This is a genomic window from Pseudomonas sp. 4CAES_32.4, from assembly GCF_058136335.1.
Window position 1 is genome coordinate 2,023,335 of record NZ_CM176882.1, and the last position, 15,629, is coordinate 2,038,963.

At 58.9% G+C, this 15,629-nt stretch carries 13 protein-coding genes; 8 read left to right on the top strand and 5 right to left on the bottom strand.

Going from position 1 to position 15,629, the window contains the following annotated elements:
- Nucleotides 1–11: 11 nt before the first annotated feature.
- Nucleotides 12–830: a posphoenolpyruvate synthetase regulatory kinase/phosphorylase PpsR gene (gene ppsR / locus AC3Y64_RS09295; protein WP_008076822.1), complete on the bottom strand. Its 819-nt coding sequence runs from the start codon at nt 828–830 to the stop codon at nt 12–14.
- A 174-nt stretch (nt 831–1,004) separates the two neighbouring features.
- Between ppsR and ppsA the strand changes: the two genes are divergently transcribed.
- The 8 genes from ppsA (at nt 1,005) to AC3Y64_RS09335 (ending at nt 9,157) form a co-directional block, all read left to right on the top strand.
- A complete protein-coding gene (gene ppsA, locus AC3Y64_RS09300; RefSeq protein WP_127926486.1) occupies nt 1,005–3,380 on the top strand; it encodes a phosphoenolpyruvate synthase in 2,376 nt (791 codons plus the stop codon).
- 97 nt (nt 3,381–3,477) lie between these two features.
- Nucleotides 3,478–4,467, top strand: coding sequence for an alpha/beta fold hydrolase (locus AC3Y64_RS09305; RefSeq protein WP_489987198.1), 990 nt, complete (start codon nt 3,478–3,480; stop codon nt 4,465–4,467).
- A gap of 218 nt (nt 4,468–4,685) precedes the next feature.
- Nucleotides 4,686–5,177, top strand: a complete 492-nt coding sequence (rraA, locus tag AC3Y64_RS09310; RefSeq protein WP_489987199.1) for a ribonuclease E activity regulator RraA — start codon at nt 4,686–4,688, stop codon at nt 5,175–5,177.
- Nucleotides 5,178–5,199: 22 nt separating this feature from the next.
- Complete coding sequence (locus AC3Y64_RS09315; protein WP_489987200.1) at nt 5,200–6,195, top strand: zinc transporter ZntB; 996 nt, start codon at nt 5,200–5,202, stop codon at nt 6,193–6,195.
- A gap of 63 nt (nt 6,196–6,258) precedes the next feature.
- Complete coding sequence (locus AC3Y64_RS09320; RefSeq protein WP_008076827.1) at nt 6,259–6,507, top strand: hypothetical protein; 249 nt, start codon at nt 6,259–6,261, stop codon at nt 6,505–6,507.
- Nucleotides 6,508–6,509: 2 nt separating this feature from the next.
- A complete protein-coding gene (locus AC3Y64_RS09325; protein WP_007916401.1) occupies nt 6,510–7,334 on the top strand; it encodes a mechanosensitive ion channel family protein in 825 nt (274 codons plus the stop codon).
- 90 nt (nt 7,335–7,424) lie between these two features.
- Nucleotides 7,425–8,015 carry an RNA polymerase sigma factor SigX gene (sigX, locus tag AC3Y64_RS09330; protein WP_011333251.1) on the top strand — a complete coding sequence of 197 codons (591 nt, stop codon included), beginning with the start codon at nt 7,425–7,427 and terminating at the stop codon, nt 8,013–8,015.
- Nucleotides 8,016–8,122: 107 nt separating this feature from the next.
- Complete coding sequence (locus tag AC3Y64_RS09335; protein ID WP_489987201.1) at nt 8,123–9,157, top strand: OmpA family protein; 1,035 nt, start codon at nt 8,123–8,125, stop codon at nt 9,155–9,157.
- A 97-nt stretch (nt 9,158–9,254) separates the two neighbouring features.
- Here AC3Y64_RS09335 and cobA read toward each other — a convergent pair whose 3' ends face one another.
- From cobA to nirB, 4 genes are read right to left on the bottom strand one after another with little or no spacing between them, the layout of a single operon-like run.
- On the bottom strand, nt 9,255–10,022 hold the full coding sequence (cobA, locus tag AC3Y64_RS09340; protein WP_489987202.1) for a uroporphyrinogen-III C-methyltransferase: 768 nt from the start codon (nt 10,020–10,022) through the stop codon (nt 9,255–9,257).
- A gap of 13 nt (nt 10,023–10,035) precedes the next feature.
- Nucleotides 10,036–12,747: a nitrate reductase gene (locus AC3Y64_RS09345; RefSeq protein WP_489987203.1), complete on the bottom strand. Its 2,712-nt coding sequence runs from the start codon at nt 12,745–12,747 to the stop codon at nt 10,036–10,038.
- Nucleotides 12,747–13,064, bottom strand: coding sequence for a nitrite reductase small subunit NirD (gene nirD, locus AC3Y64_RS09350; RefSeq protein ID WP_008076837.1), 318 nt, complete (start codon nt 13,062–13,064; stop codon nt 12,747–12,749). Before nirD ends, AC3Y64_RS09345 begins: the two co-directional genes overlap by 1 nt.
- Nucleotides 13,061–15,514, bottom strand: coding sequence for a nitrite reductase large subunit NirB (nirB, locus tag AC3Y64_RS09355; protein WP_489987204.1), 2,454 nt, complete (start codon nt 15,512–15,514; stop codon nt 13,061–13,063). Before nirB ends, nirD begins: the two co-directional genes overlap by 4 nt.
- Between the last annotated feature and the right edge of the window lie 115 nt (nt 15,515–15,629).

Genomic DNA, 15,629 nt, shown 5'->3' on the forward strand with positions numbered 1-15,629 from the left:
GCAAAACATCACTACTTGAACCGCCGCTCGACACCTTTCTCCACCAAAATCTTCGCCGAAATCTCTTCCACCGAAAAATGCGTGGAGTTGATGTTGGGAATGTTCTCGCGGCGGAACAGATTCTCCACTTCGCGCACTTCGAACTCGCACTGGGCGTAGCTCGAATAACGGCTGTTGGGTTTGCGTTCGTTGCGGATCGCGGTGAGGCGGTCCGGGTCGATGGTCAGGCCGAACAGCTTGTGCTGATGGGCGCGCAGGGCGGCTGGCAGGGTCAGACGCTCCATGTCGTCTTCGGTCAGCGGATAGTTGGCCGCGCGGATGCCGAACTGCATCGCCATGTACAGACACGTCGGTGTTTTGCCGCATCGCGACACGCCCACTAGTATCAGATCGGCTTTGTCGTAATAGTGCGTGCGCGCACCGTCGTCGTTGTCGAGGGCGAAGTTCACCGCCTCGATACGCTCCATATAATTGGAGTTGTGCCCGATCGAATGGGACTTGCCGACGGTGTAGGAAGAATGCTCGGTCAGCTCCTGCTCCAGCGGGGCGAGGAAGGTCGAGAAAATGTCGATCATGAAACCATTGGACGTTGCGAGAATCTCACGGATGTCCTGATTGACGATGGTATCGAAGATGATCGGGCGAAAGCCGTCGGTTTCGGCGGCTTTGTTGATTTGTTGTACCATGGCCCGCGCTTTTTCAACGCTGTCGATGTACGGTCGCGTGAATTTGCTGAAGGTAATGTTTTCGAACTGCGCCAGAAGGCTTTGACCCAGGGTTTCGGCGGTGATGCCGGTGCCATCGGAGATAAAGAAAGCAGATCGTTTCATTTGCACCTTGGGCCTTAAGCTAATGAGCATTTCTGGATATGATAGGCGCGATTTGTCGGCCGCGATTGGCCCGCATTCTCACTTATTTTCCAGGTCCAGGCCATACAACCGGCCAACGCTCCCCCGAGCAGCCGGTTTCTGAGCTTTTCCAACACAGTTAGTGGAGAGATCACCTTGGTAGAGTACGTAGTTTCCCTCGATAAGCTCGGCAAACACGATGTTGAGCATGTGGGGGGCAAGAACGCATCCCTGGGCGAGATGATCAGCAACCTGGCAGGCGCCGGTGTGTCGGTCCCTGGCGGCTTTGCCACCACCGCCCAGGCCTATCGCGACTTCCTCGAACTGAGCGGCCTCAACGACCAGATTCACCAGGCCCTCGACGCGCTCGACGTTGACGACGTCAACGCCCTGGCCAAGACCGGCGCACAGATCCGTCAATGGATCATGGAAGCCGAATTCCCCGAAAAACTGAATGCCGAAATCCGCACCGCGTTCGCCGCGCTGTCGGCCGGCAACCCTGACGTGGCCGTGGCCGTGCGTTCTTCCGCCACCGCCGAAGACCTGCCGGACGCTTCGTTCGCCGGTCAGCAGGAAACCTTCCTGAACATCCGTGGTGTGGAAAACGTTATCCGCGCCGCCAAAGAGGTGTTCGCTTCGCTGTTCAATGACCGTGCGATTTCCTACCGCGTGCACCAGGGCTTCGACCACAAACTGGTCGCCCTGTCGGCTGGCGTGCAGCGCATGGTGCGTTCGGAAACCGGCACCGCCGGCGTGATGTTCACCCTCGATACCGAATCCGGCTTCCGTGACGTAGTGTTCATCACCGGCGCCTACGGCCTCGGCGAAACCGTCGTACAAGGCGCGGTCAACCCGGACGAGTTCTATGTGCACAAGGGCACGCTGGAGGCCGGTCGTCCGGCGATCCTGCGTCGCAACCTGGGCAGCAAAGCCATCAAGATGATCTACGGCGACGAAGCCAAGGCCGGTCGTTCGGTCAAGACCGTCGATGTCGACAAGGCTGATCGCGCGCGTTTCTGCCTGAGCGACGCTGAGGTCAGCGAACTGGCCAAGCAAGCGATGATCATCGAGAAACACTACGGCTGCCCGATGGACATCGAGTGGGCCAAGGACGGTGACGACGGCAAGCTGTACATCGTGCAGGCCCGTCCGGAAACCGTGAAAAGCCGCACTCAGGCCAACGTCATGGAACGTTACCTGCTGAAAGAAACCGGCACCGTGCTGGTTGAAGGTCGTGCGATCGGCCAGCGCATCGGCGCCGGTAAAGTGCGCATCATCAAAGACGTCTCCGAGATGGACAAAGTCCAGCCGGGCGACGTGCTCGTTTCCGACATGACCGACCCGGACTGGGAACCGGTCATGAAGCGCGCCAGCGCCATCGTCACCAACCGTGGCGGGCGTACCTGCCACGCAGCGATCATCGCTCGTGAGCTGGGCATTCCGGCAGTCGTCGGTTGCGGCAACGCCACCCAGCTGCTGAAGGATGGCCAGGGTGTGACCGTTTCGTGCGCCGAAGGCGACACCGGTTACATCTTCGAAGGCGAACTGGGCTTCGACATCAAGAAGAACTCCGTCGACGCCATGCCGGAGCTGCCGTTCAAGATCATGATGAACGTCGGCAACCCGGACCGCGCCTTCGACTTCGCGCAACTGCCGAACGCCGGTGTGGGCCTGGCCCGTCTGGAATTCATCATCAACCGCATGATCGGCGTTCACCCGAAAGCGCTGTTGAACTACGACGGTCTGCCGCAGGAAATCAAGGAAAGCGTCGACAAGCGCATCGCCGGTTACGACGATCCGGTCGGTTTCTACGTCGAGAAACTGGTTGAAGGCATCAGCACCCTCGCTGCCGCGTTCGCGCCGAAGAAAGTCATCGTGCGTCTGTCGGACTTCAAGTCCAACGAATACGCCAACCTGATCGGCGGCAAGCTGTACGAGCCGGAAGAAGAGAACCCGATGCTGGGCTTCCGTGGCGCTTCGCGTTACATCAGCGAGTCGTTCCGTGACTGCTTCGAACTCGAATGCCGCGCGCTGAAACGTGTGCGCAACGAGATGGGCCTGACCAACGTCGAAATCATGGTGCCGTTCGTCCGTACCCTCGGCGAAGCCAGCCAGGTGGTCGATCTGCTCGCCGAAAACGGCTTGAAGCGCGGCGAAAACGGTCTGCGCGTGATCATGATGTGCGAACTGCCTTCCAACGCGATCCTTGCTGAAGAATTCCTCGAATTCTTCGACGGTTTCTCGATCGGCTCCAACGACCTGACGCAGCTGACACTGGGTCTGGACCGCGATTCGGGGATCATCGCGCACCTGTTCGACGAGCGTAATCCGGCGGTCAAGAAGCTTCTGGCCAACGCGATTGCCGCGTGCAACAAGGCCGGCAAGTACATCGGTATCTGCGGTCAGGGCCCGTCCGACCACCCGGATCTGGCCAAGTGGCTGATGGAGCAGGGCATCGAAAGCGTGTCGCTGAACCCGGACACCGTGCTGGAAACCTGGTTCTTCCTGGCGGAAGGCCAAGCGCCGGCCTGATCGGTATGTGAACGGCCCGCTCCCTGGTGGGAGTGGGCTTTGAGATTGAAGTAGGGCGAGCGCCTTCGGATGCCGCCCTTTTTTGTGCAAGAGCATTATGCAAAGCAGCAGCAACCTATTTCCTGTCGCCCTGATCAGCGCCGAACGGCGTGGTGATCTGAGCGAAGACGTTTATCGTTTGAAACCCGGCAACAGCCCCGACTGGTCCGTGGAAATCGCCGTGACCCGGCTGGGCATGGCCGATGACTCGGCGCCGCGGGGCGTGCCGGTGATCTTGCTGCACGGCAGTTTTTCCAATCGGCGCTTCTGGTTTTCACCGAAAGGCCTGGGGCTGGGCGCGTATCTGACGCGTCTGGGTTTCGACGTGTGGATTCCGGAGATGCGCGGCCACGGCTTATCGCAGCGCAACGAGGACTATCGGCGCAACCGTGTCGCCGATTATGCCCGTTACGATCTGCCGGCGATTGCCGCGTTCGTGCGTGAACAGAGTGGGCAGATTCCGCACTGGATCGGCCATTCGCTGGGCGGCATCACCTTGGCCGCAGCGCTCGGTGGCGAATACCTCGGCGAGCCAGCCGTGGCCTCGGCGGCGTTCTTCGGCACGCAAGTCAGTCGTACTTACTGGCCGCTGAAGATCCCGCCGGTGGAGTGGAGCAGCCGCTTCATTCTCAAGCGTTTCGCGCAATTGTCCGGTTCACGCCTCAAGCGCGGCCCGGAAGATGAGCCAATCGGTCTGGCCATCGAAAGCATGCGCTGGTACGGCTTGTTCGGCCGCTTTGGCGACAAGGACAAGGATTGGTGGGCTGGCTTGGCCGACGTCAAAGTGCCGGTGCTGGCGGTGACAGCGGCGGGTGATCATCAGGATCCGGCCTGGGCCTGTCGCAAACTGTTCGAGCAGATTGGCGCCGAGCACAAACAATTCATCAACCTGGGCCGCGAGCAGGGCTTCAACGATAATTTTGGCCATGTCGAGATGTTGGTGAGCAAAGCCGCGCAGGCTGAGGTGTGGCCATTGGTGGCGCGGTGGCTGGCCGATCAGCGCACACCATTGCTGGGCGAGAAGCCGGATCTGGCGGCGGCCGGCTGAGACTGAAAAGGGCATTTCGTTCAGATTGGCTTGCGGCTAAGATATGACGCATTGTTCGGTTCTGGTCATTTTTGGTGGCTGTTTAGCGATTACGTTTCAGGGTTTGTTCAGGTTCGTTCAGCGACCATGGGATGGACTAAGGTAAACAGCGACCGCCGGATCTCGTCTCAACAGAATGCGTCATCCTTGATCGTCTTCCTTGTTACAGGAGTTTTTCGATGAACCATTACCTTACGCCTGACCTGTGCGACGCCTATCCGGAGCTGGTGCAGGTGCTGGAGCCGATGTTCAGCAATTTCGGCGGCCGTGATTCGTTCGGTGGCGAAATCGTGACCGTCAAATGTTTCGAAGACAACTCGCTGGTCAAGGAACAAGTCGACCTCAAGGGCAATGGCAAGGTACTGGTGGTCGATGGCGGCGGGTCTCTGCGTCGTGCACTGCTGGGTGACATGCTCGCCGAGAAAGCTTCGAAAAACGGTTGGGAAGGGCTGGTGATCTACGGTTGCATCCGTGACGTCGACGTTATTGCGCAGACCGATCTGGGCGTGCAGGCGCTGGCCAGCCACCCAATGAAAACCGATAAGCGCGGCATCGGCGACCTCAACGTCCCGGTGACTTTCGCCGGTGTGACGTTCCACCCGGGCCAATACATTTATGCGGACAACAACGGCGTGATCATCTCGCCGAGCCCGCTGAAGATGCCTGAATAAGCTTTTCGACAAAGGGATGCGGATGTTCGAGGAAGAAAACGCGCAATGGGGGCTGGTGCACGCCCTGGTGCTGGATGGAAAAGGCGGTGCGCGTTCGATAGTCCGGACTGAGCTCGACGATTTGCAGCTGCAGGCCCACGAAAGCCTGTGGCTGCATTGGGATCGCAGCCATCCGCAGACCCAGACCTGGCTGCGAAAATCCAGTGGCCTCAACGAATTCACCTGCGACTTGCTGCTGGAAGAGAACACGCGACCGCGTTTGTTGCCTCTGCCGGATTCCGAGCTGTTGCTGTTCCTGCGTGGAGTCAATCTCAATCCAGGTGCCGAGCCGGAAGACATGGTTTCGGTGCGGATTTTCGCCTCCGCTCAGCGGGTGATTTCTTTGCGTTTGCGTCCTCTGCGTGCAACTGATGAGTTGCTGGCGCAATTGGCGGACGGCAAAGGCCCGAAAACGGCTTCTGAACTCATTCTTTATCTGGCGCAGTTCCTCACCAACAAGGTGCAGGATCTGGTCACTTGCCTCTCGGAAATCGCCGATGAGGAAGAAGAAAAGATGGATGCCGACGAACGGTATACCCCCGAACATGGCGCCATTTTGCACATCCGACGCAGGGCTGCCGGGCTGAAGCGTTTCCTGGCACCGCAGCGGGATATTTTCGGTCAGCTGACGCGGATCAAAATGCCGTGGTTCGTCGATGACGATGCCGATTACTGGAACGAATTGAACAACAGCCTGACCCGCTATCTCGAAGAGCTCGAATTGACCCGAGAGCGCGTGGGGCTTGTGTTGGAGGCGGAAGATCGGCGCTTGAGCGAGCGCATGAACCGCACGATGTATCGCTTCGGGATCATCACCTGCATCTTTTTACCGATGAGTTTCATCACCGGTCTGCTGGGTATAAATGTGGGTGGAATTCCATTCTCCAGCAGCCCTTATGGTTTCCTGATCGCCTGTTTGACGGTGCTCGCCCTGGCCTTCGGTCAGTGGTGGTTGTTCCGTCGTTTGCGCTGGGTCTGACGATGGCGCATGTGACCCGACCAAATCTGCCCGCGTCTTTCACAGACATCACGAGAGGTGCGTATGCACGATCCGTTTGAACAGTCTTTGCGCGACATGCTCAACGCTTCGCCGTCCAGCCGCGACGACGATGCCTGCTTGGGCCGCGTGCTCAAAACCGCCAACCGCCAGGTCGGCGCCGGTGATCTGTTCAGCCTGCTGGGCCGCTGGCTGCCCGCGCTGATGATCGCCCTGAATAACGGATCGGCCCACGTCTCGCCGGTTTCCCGTCTTCGTAAACCTACCGCTCGCACTGCTGATAAGGCTGATTGAATATGGAACTCGACCTCTGGACCCAGAGCCTCGTCACTGCAATGACTGCGTTGTGGACCAAAGTGGCCAACTTCATTCCGAACCTGTTCGGCGCACTGGTCGTGCTGCTGTTGGGTTTCGTCGTGGCCAAGCTGCTCGATACCTTGTTGTCCAAACTGCTCGCCAAACTGGGCCTCGATCGCCTGATGGGCGGTACCGGTTTGACCAAATTGATGTCGCGCGCCGGGCTGCAAGTGCCGATCTCGACCCTGATCGGCAAAATCGTCTATTGGTTCGTTCTGCTGATATTTTTGGTTTCTGCAGCAGAATCCCTTGGACTTGAGCGAGTTTCAGCTACGCTGGATATGTTGGCGCTGTATTTGCCGAAAGTATTCGGCGCCGCGCTGGTGTTGCTGGTGGGTGTTTTACTTGCGCAACTGGCCAACGGGCTGGTGCGCGGGGCGGCAGAAGGTGTAGGCCTGGACTACGCTTCGGGGCTGGGGCGAATTGCTCAAGGGCTGGTGATCATTATCAGCATCTCGGTGGCGATCAGTCAGCTCGAGGTCAAGACCGACCTGCTGAACCATGTGATTGTCATTGTATTGATTACCGTTGGTCTGGCCGTTGCGCTGGCCATGGGCTTGGGAAGCCGGGAAATTGCCGGTCAGATTCTTGCGGGAATCTATGTGCGTGAGTTGTATCAGGTTGGGCAACAAGTGCGTGTTGGCGAGGTCGAAGGCCAGATCGAAGAGATCGGCACGGTTAAAACCACATTGCTGACCGATGAGGGTGAGCTAGTCTCTCTCTCCAATCGGATCCTGCTGGAACAGCATGTGAGTAGCCGCTAATCCGGCAAACCCTGCTAATGTATGCCGCCGCAAAATGCCAGCTGATGCTGGTTGCGGTGGACATTGACCTGACTGTCGGCACGACTTGTTTTGAATAAAGCCCAAACGCTATCCACGCGCTACGACCCCCGCGAGCTCTCTGATGAGGAGTTGGTCGCGCGCTCGCATACCGAGCTTTTTCACGTAACGCGCGCTTATGAAGAACTGATGCGGCGTTACCAGCGAACATTATTTAACGTTTGTGCGAGATATCTTGGGAACGATCGCGACGCAGACGATGTCTGTCAGGAAGTCATGTTAAAGGTGCTGTACGGCCTGAAGAACTTCGAGGGGAAATCGAAGTTCAAGACATGGCTATACAGCATCACGTACAACGAATGTATTACGCAGTATCGGAAGGAACGGCGAAAGCGTCGCTTGATGGACGCATTGAGTCTTGACCCCCTCGAGGAAGCGTCCGAAGAAAAGGCGCCAAAACCCGAGGAGAAGGGCGGACTTGATCGCTGGCTGGTGTATGTGAACCCGATCGACCGCGAGATTCTGGTGCTACGATTTGTCGCAGAGCTGGAATTTCAGGAGATCGCAGACATCATGCACATGGGTTTGAGTGCGACAAAAATGCGTTACAAACGTGCTCTAGATAAATTGCGTGAGAAATTTGCAGGCATTGCTGAAACTTAGTTCAGCGCAAATATCTCTTACGTGTAGGCAAGTTCTGATAGACTTGCCGCCGAGTTGTCCCCCGGTTTGCGGGACTGCTTCACAATCACCAGATGGGGATTTAACGGATGAAACTGAAAAACACCTTGGGCTTGGCCATTGGTTCTCTGATTGCCGCCACTTCGTTCGGCGCTCTGGCACAAGGCCAAGGCGCAGTTGAAATCGAAGGCTTCGCTAAGAAAGAACAATTCGACAGCGCTCGTAACTTCAAGAACAACGGCAACCTGTTCGGCGGTTCGATCGGTTACTTCCTGACCGACGACGTTGAACTGCGTCTGGGCTACGACGAAGTTCACAACGTACGTGCTGACGACGGCAAGAACGTAAAAGGCGCTAACACCGCTCTGGACGCTCTGTACCACTTCAACAACCCAGGCGACATGCTGCGTCCATACGTCTCGGCCGGTTTCTCCGACCAGAGCATCGACCAGAACGGTTCGAACGGTCGTAACCGTTCTACCTTCGCTAACCTGGGCGCTGGTGCCAAGCTGTACTTCACCGATAACTTCTACGCCCGTGCTGGCGTTGAAGCTCAATACAACATCGACCAGGGCGACACCGAGTGGGCTCCTAGCGTCGGTATCGGTGTGAACTTCGGTGGCGGCTCCAAGCCTGCTGCTGCTCCAGTTCCAGCACCAGCTGAAGTCTGCTCCGACAGCGACAACGACGGCGTTTGCGACAACGTTGACAAGTGCCCTGACACCCCAGCCAACGTAACTGTTGACGCTGACGGCTGCCCAGCAGTTGCTGAAGTTGTTCGTGTTGAGCTGGACGTTAAGTTCGATTTCGACAAATCTGTTGTTAAAACCAACAGCTACGGCGACATCAAGAACCTGGCTGACTTCATGAAGCAGTACCCATCCACCACCACTACTGTTGAAGGTCACACTGACTCCGTCGGTCCTGACGCTTACAACCAGAAACTGTCCGAGCGTCGTGCAAACGCCGTTAAGCAAGTTCTGACCAACCAGTACGGTGTTGAATCGTCCCGCGTTCAGTCTGTTGGCTACGGCGAATCCCGCCCAGTTGCTGACAACAAAACTGAAGCTGGCCGCGCTGTTAACCGTCGCGTAGAAGCAGAAGTTGAAGCTCAAGCTAAGTAATTAGCTGCCGCTTCGAGAAAAGCCCGGCTTAGGCCGGGCTTTTCTTTGTCTGCGATTTGGCTTTGAAGCTTTGAAAGGCCGCAGCCTTTGACAGCTCCTACAGGACCGATGCAGATCCAAAGTAGGAGCTGCCGCAGGCTGCGATCTTTTGTTCTTCAGCAACAGCTGCCACCGCGCCGATCACCAGAATGGCCGGGCTTTTCAATTCAAACGCATACGCAGCGTCACTCATCGCTGTCAGATCGCTACGGCATTCGCGCTGCTGCGGCAGTGACGCATTCTCGATCATTGCCACCGGCGTATCTGCCGCCATCCCACCCGCCAACAACTGATCGCGAATCTCGCCCAATTTGGCCACGCCCATATAGATCACCAACGTCGTCCCGCCTTGCGCCAGCGCCTGCCAATTCAATTGGCTGTCGTCCTGGGTGTGCGCAGTCACTAGGGTCACACCCCGCGCCACACCGCGCAGCGTCAGCGGAATATCGCACTGTGTCGCCCCGGCCAGCCCGGCGGTGATGCCATTCACCAGTTCCACCTCAACGCCACGTTCGCGCAGCCACTGCGCCTCTTCACCACCTCGGCCAAAAATGCACGGGTCGCCGCCCTTGAGCCGCACCACGCACTTACCCTGACGGGCGTAACGCAGCATCAGTCGATGGATAAACGCCTGCGGTGTCGAACGACAGCCGCCGCGTTTACCCACGGCAATAATGCGCGCACCGGGACAGTGTTCCAGCACTGCGTCGTTGACCAGATCATCGATCAGCACCACATCGGCCTCGCGCAAGGCGCGTACCGCTTTGAGGGTCAGCAATTCGGGATCACCAGGACCTGCGCCCACCAGCCAGACTTTTGCATTCATGGGGTTTTCCTCATCAGATGACGGCGGCGGGCTGCGCGTCGGCGGCCAGCAAACGTTTTATTTCCGGGACACACGAGCCGCATTGCGTGCCGCAGCCCAAATTGTTTTTCAAACCTTGGAGATCCAGACCCTGGCGAATGCCGACGCAGACCGCGTTGATGCTGACGTTCATGCAGTTGCACAGGGTCTTGTCGGTAGCGATTGCGCCCACGCTACCTGGCGGCGCACTCATCGGAGCGAGCAGCCAGCGGCGCAGTTGTTCGTCCGCCCGGCCTTCCAGCCAGAGACTTTGCAGCCAATGTTGCGCGAGGGTTTCGCCGGCCAGTCGAATCGCCGTGATCCGGCCGTGTTCAATGCGCACGCGCTTACCGATAGCGCGACGGCGATCGTCGTAGGCCAATACCGGACCGTCGATAAGGGACAGGCATTGGTCGATCTGGGCCAGCAATTGCGGATTCGGCGCCTCACTGCTGGCAGCGCGTATCAGCAATGCCGGTCGCTCACGTCCGACAAGGCTGAAACTTACGTAGGAAAACGCCTCACAGAGCGGTCGTAGGGCCTCAAAATGCTGTTGAACATTGCCTTCGATGAGTGCGAACAATTGCCATGGCAGATTTACCGCTTCCAGGCGCACGCCGCTGTGTTTGAGTTCCGGCTGTTTCGACAAGGGGTCGAAGGCTGGCTGGGTCAGACTGTTCACGCCGCCCTTGAGAAACCGATCACCCCAATGCATCGGCAAAAACGCCTGACCGGGGCGCACACTGTCATCGCTACCGACAGCGACGATGACTGCACCGCGACGACTTTTCAGATTGACCAGATCACCCGGCTGCAAGCGGTGCCGGCGCAATTCATCCGGGTGCAGGCTCAACGCCGCTTCGCTGACATGGCCGAACAATTGCGCGGCCGTGCCGGTGCGGCTCATACCGTGCCATTGATCTCGCAGACGGCCGGTGATCAACGTCAATGGAAAGCGTGCGTCACGTTGTTCCTTGGCGGCGCGATACGGGTCGGCAATGAATTGCGCGCGACCGCTGACCGTAGGAAAAACGCCGTCTTCATACAGCCGTGCGGTGCCTTGTCTCGCGCCGACAGGGAAGGGCCATTGCTGCGGCCCGATCTCGTCGATCAGCGCGTGACTGATCCCGGACAGATCCAGATCCCGTCCGTGAGTCAGCCCTTTGAATTCGTCGAACAACTGCGCAGGTTGGCTGAACGCAAACAGGCTCGACTCCTCAGGGCGCAGACGTTTCTCCAGACGTTGTGCGAAATCCACCGTGATCGCCCAGTCCGGGCGCGCTTCACCCGGTGGGAGAATGGCTTTGCGCACGTGGGAAATGCGCCGTTCGGAATTGGTCACCGAGCCTTCCTTCTCGCCCCAACTGGCAGCGGGCAGCAGAAGATCGGCGAACGCTGCGGTTTCGGTGGTGCGGAAGGCCTCTTGCAGAACCACGAACGGGCAGGCTTCCAGCGCTGCGCGCACCGAATGTTGATCCGGCATTGATTGCGCAGGGTTGGTGCAGGCAATCCACAACGCCTTGATCTTGCCGCTGCGCATCTGCTCGAACAGTTCGATGGCGCTGAGGCCAGTACTCTCCGGGAGCCGATCCACGCCCCAATAAGCCGCGACTTCGGCGCGGTGTTCCGGGTTCGCCACCTCGCGGTGACCGGGTAACAGGTTTGACAGGCTGCCCGTTTCCCGTCCGCCCATGGCATTTGGCTGACCCGTCAAAGAGAAAGGTCCTGCACCCGTACGGCCGATTTGCCCGGTGGCCAGGTGCAGATTGATCAACGCGCTGTTCTTCGCGCTGCCGGCCGTGGACTGGTTCAAACCCATGCACCACAGCGACAGGAAACTCGGCGAAGTGCCGACCCATTCGGCGCACTGCTGCAATTGCTCGACGCTGATGCCGCACAGCTGCGAAACCATCTGCGGGGTGTAATCACGCACCAGACTTTTCAGCTCGGCCAAACCCTCGGTGTGCGCCTTGATGAAGTCGCGATCAACCCAGTCTTCCCACAACAGCAGATGCAAAATCCCATGGAATAAAGCGACGTCGGTGCCGGGCAGAATCGCCAGATGCAGATCGGCGAGGTCGCAGGTGTCGGTTCGGCGTGGATCAATGACGATGACTTTCATCTGTGGGCGGCGGGATTTTGCCTCTTCCAGTCGACGGAAAAGTACCGGATGAGCGTAGGCCATGTTACTGCCGACGATCATCACGCAATCGCTGAGCTCCAGATCTTCATAGCTGCAGGGCGGCGCATCGGCGCCAAGGCTGCGCTTGTAGCCGACCACCGCCGAGGACATGCACAGGCGTGAATTGCTGTCGATGTTGTTGGTGCCGACCAGCGCCCGCGCCAGTTTGTTGAAGGCGTAGTAATCCTCGGTCAGCAGTTGCCCGGAGATATAGAACGCGACGCTGTCCGGGCCGTGTTCGGCGATGGTTTCAGCGAACACGTTGGCAGCATGTTCCAGCGCGGTATCCCAATCCGTACGGCTGCGCGCCAGGCCTTTGCCCAGACGCAATTGCGGGTACAGCGCGCGGGCGGCGAGGTCGCCGGTCAGGTGCAGGGTCGAGCCTTTGCTGCACAGTTTGCCGAAGTTGGCCGGATGCGCCGGATCGCCGCTAACGCCGAGGATGCGCTCGCCGTCATGCTCGATCAGCACGCCGCAGCCGACCCCGCAGTAACAGCAGGTCGAGGCGGTCGTCTGGCGGTTCATCAGATGGCGTCCCGCAGGGCCAACTGCACACGACCGTTTTCGACCCGCGCCGGATGGTGATGCGCGCAACCGATGTCCGGCGCCTGAGCTTCACCGGATTGCAGGTCGATCTGCCAGTTGTGCAGCGGGCAGGCCACGCGTTTGCCGTAGATCAAGCCTTGCGACAACGGCCCACCCTTGTGTGGGCAGCGGTCGTCGAGGGCGAAAACTTCGTCGTCGCTTGTACGAAAAATCGCGATGTCACCTTTCGGCCCGGCAATGATTCGCGAACCGAGGGCATTGATCTCTTCGAGGGCACAGATATCCAGCCAGTTCATGCCAGCACCTCCAGATTTTTTACCGGGATCACGTCGAATTCTTTCTTCAGTTGCGGCTGGGCCAGGCGTTCTTTCCACGGATCCTGTTCGAACGACAGGGAGAATTGCAGGCGTTCGTTCAGCGCTTTGCGCCGCTCAGGATCTTCCAGCACGGCTTTCTTGATGTGTTCCATGCCGACGCGTTGCAGGTAATGCACGGTGCGTTCGAGGTAGAAGGCTTCTTCGCGATACAGCTGCAGGAAGGCGCCGTTGTATTCGCGCACTTCCTCGGCGGTTTTCAGCTTGACGAAGAATTCGGCAACTTCGGTTTTGATCCCGCCATTGCCGCCGATGTATACCTCCCAGCCCGAGTCGACGCCGATGATTCCTACGTCTTTGATCCCCGCTTCCGAGCAGTTGCGTGGGCATCCGGAGACAGCCAGTTTCACTTTGTGCGGCGACCACATGTTGAACAGGTCGTGCTCAAGCTCGATGCCCAGTTGCGTCGAATTCTGTGTGCCGAAGCGGCAGAACTCGCTGCCGACGCAGGTTTTCACCGTGCGAATGGATTTGCCGTAAGCGTGGCCGGACGGCATGTCGAGATCCTTCCACACACCGGGCAAGTCCTGCTTCTTGATGCCGAGCAAATCGATGCGCTGCCCGCCGGTGACTTTGACCATCGGCACGTTGTATTTGTCCGCGACGTCGGCAATCCGCCGCAGTTCCGAAGGGTTGGTCACGCCGCCCCACATCCGTGGCACCACCGAGTACGTGCCGTCCTTCTGAATGTTGGCGTGGGCGCGTTCGTTGATCAGGCGCGATTGCGGGTCGTCCTTGGCTTCGCCGGGCCAGGTGGAGATCAGGTAGTAGTTGAGGGCAGGGCGGCAGGTGGCGCAGCCGTTCGGCGTGCGCCAGTTGAGGTAGCTCATGGTGCCGGCGATGGTCAGCAGATGCTGCTCGCGAATGGCCTGGCGAATCTGCCCGTGGTTGAGGTCGCTGCAGCCGCAGATGGCTTTTTCGCTTTTCGGTTTGACGTCCGCCGCGCCGCCGACGGTGTTGATCAGGATCTGCTCGACCAGCCCGGCGCATGAGCCGCAGGAACTCGCCGCTTTGGTGTGTTTCTTCACCTCGTCGACGCTGAACAGGCCGTGTTCCTGAATGGCTTTGACGATGGTGCCTTTACACACGCCGTTGCAGCCGCAGACTTCGGCGGTGTCAGCCATGACCATGGCTTTGTCCTGGCCCTGATGTCCTACATCGCCCAAGGCGTTTTCGCCGAACATCAGGTGATCGCGGATCTCGCCGATGGCGTGATTCTCACGAATCTGTCGGAAATACCAACCGCCATCTGCCGTATCGCCGTACAGACAGGCGCCGACCAGCACGTCATCCTTGATCACCAGTTTTTTGTACACGCCGCCGATCGGGTCGGAGAGGGTGATGGTCTCGGTGCCTTCGCCGCCCATGAAGTCGCCAGCGGAAAACAGGTCGATGCCGGTGACTTTCAATTTGGTCGAAGTCACCGAGCCTTGATAGCGGGCGAAGCCCAGCTGCGCGAGGTGATTGGCGCAGACCGTGGCTTGTTCAAACAGCGGCGCAACCAGGCCGTAAGCGATACCGCGATGGCTGGCGCATTCGCCGATCGCGTAGATGCGCGGGTCGTAGGTTTGCAAGGTGTCGTTGACCAGAATCCCGCGATTGCAGGGGATGCCGGCCTTCTCCGCGAGCTCGGTATTGGGACGAATGCCGGCGGCCATCACCACCAGATCGGCAGGGATGATATCGCCGTTCTTGAATTGCACCGAGCCGACCCGGCCATTGCCGGCGTCGTGCAGGGCCTGGGTCTGTTCGCACAGACGGAAGTGCAGGCCGCGGGATTCGAGCGCGCTTTGCAACAGTTGGCCGCTGGTCTTGTCCAGTTGGCGCTCCAGCAGCCACTCGCCGATGTGTACCACGGTGACGTGCATGCCGCGCAGCATCAGGCCGTTGGCCGCTTCGAGACCGAGCAGGCCGCCGCCGATGACCACCGCATGCTTGTGGGTTTTGGCGGTGTCGATCATCGCTTGGGTGTCGGCGATGTCGCGGTAGCCGATCACACCGTGCAGGGTGTTGCCGGGGATTGGCAGAATGAACGGCGTCGAGCCGGTGGCGATCAGCAGGCGGTCGTATTCGGCTTCGGTGCCGTCCTCGGCGATCACCCGACGTTTGACCCGGTCGATCTCGACCACTTTGCGGTTGAGCAACAACTTGATGTTGTTTTCCAGGTACCAGTCGAGGTCGTTGAGCACGATTTCTTCGAAGGTCTGCTCACCGGCCAGCACCGGCGAAAGCAGGATGCGGTTGTAATTGGTGTGCGGCTCGGCGCCGAAGACGGTGATGTCGTAAAGCTCGCTGCTCAGCTTGAGTAGTTCTTCGAGGGTGCGGACCCCGGCCATGCCGTTGCCGATCATCACCAGTTTGAGTTTTTTCATCAGGTTCTCCGGGGAGCTGCGGCTGGCCTCTTGTGGGCAGTCAGGCCTTGCTCGAGAAATTTTGCGCAAACAAAAAAAGGCGTCCCGCTAGTTGCCTAGCGAGGACGCCTTTGTC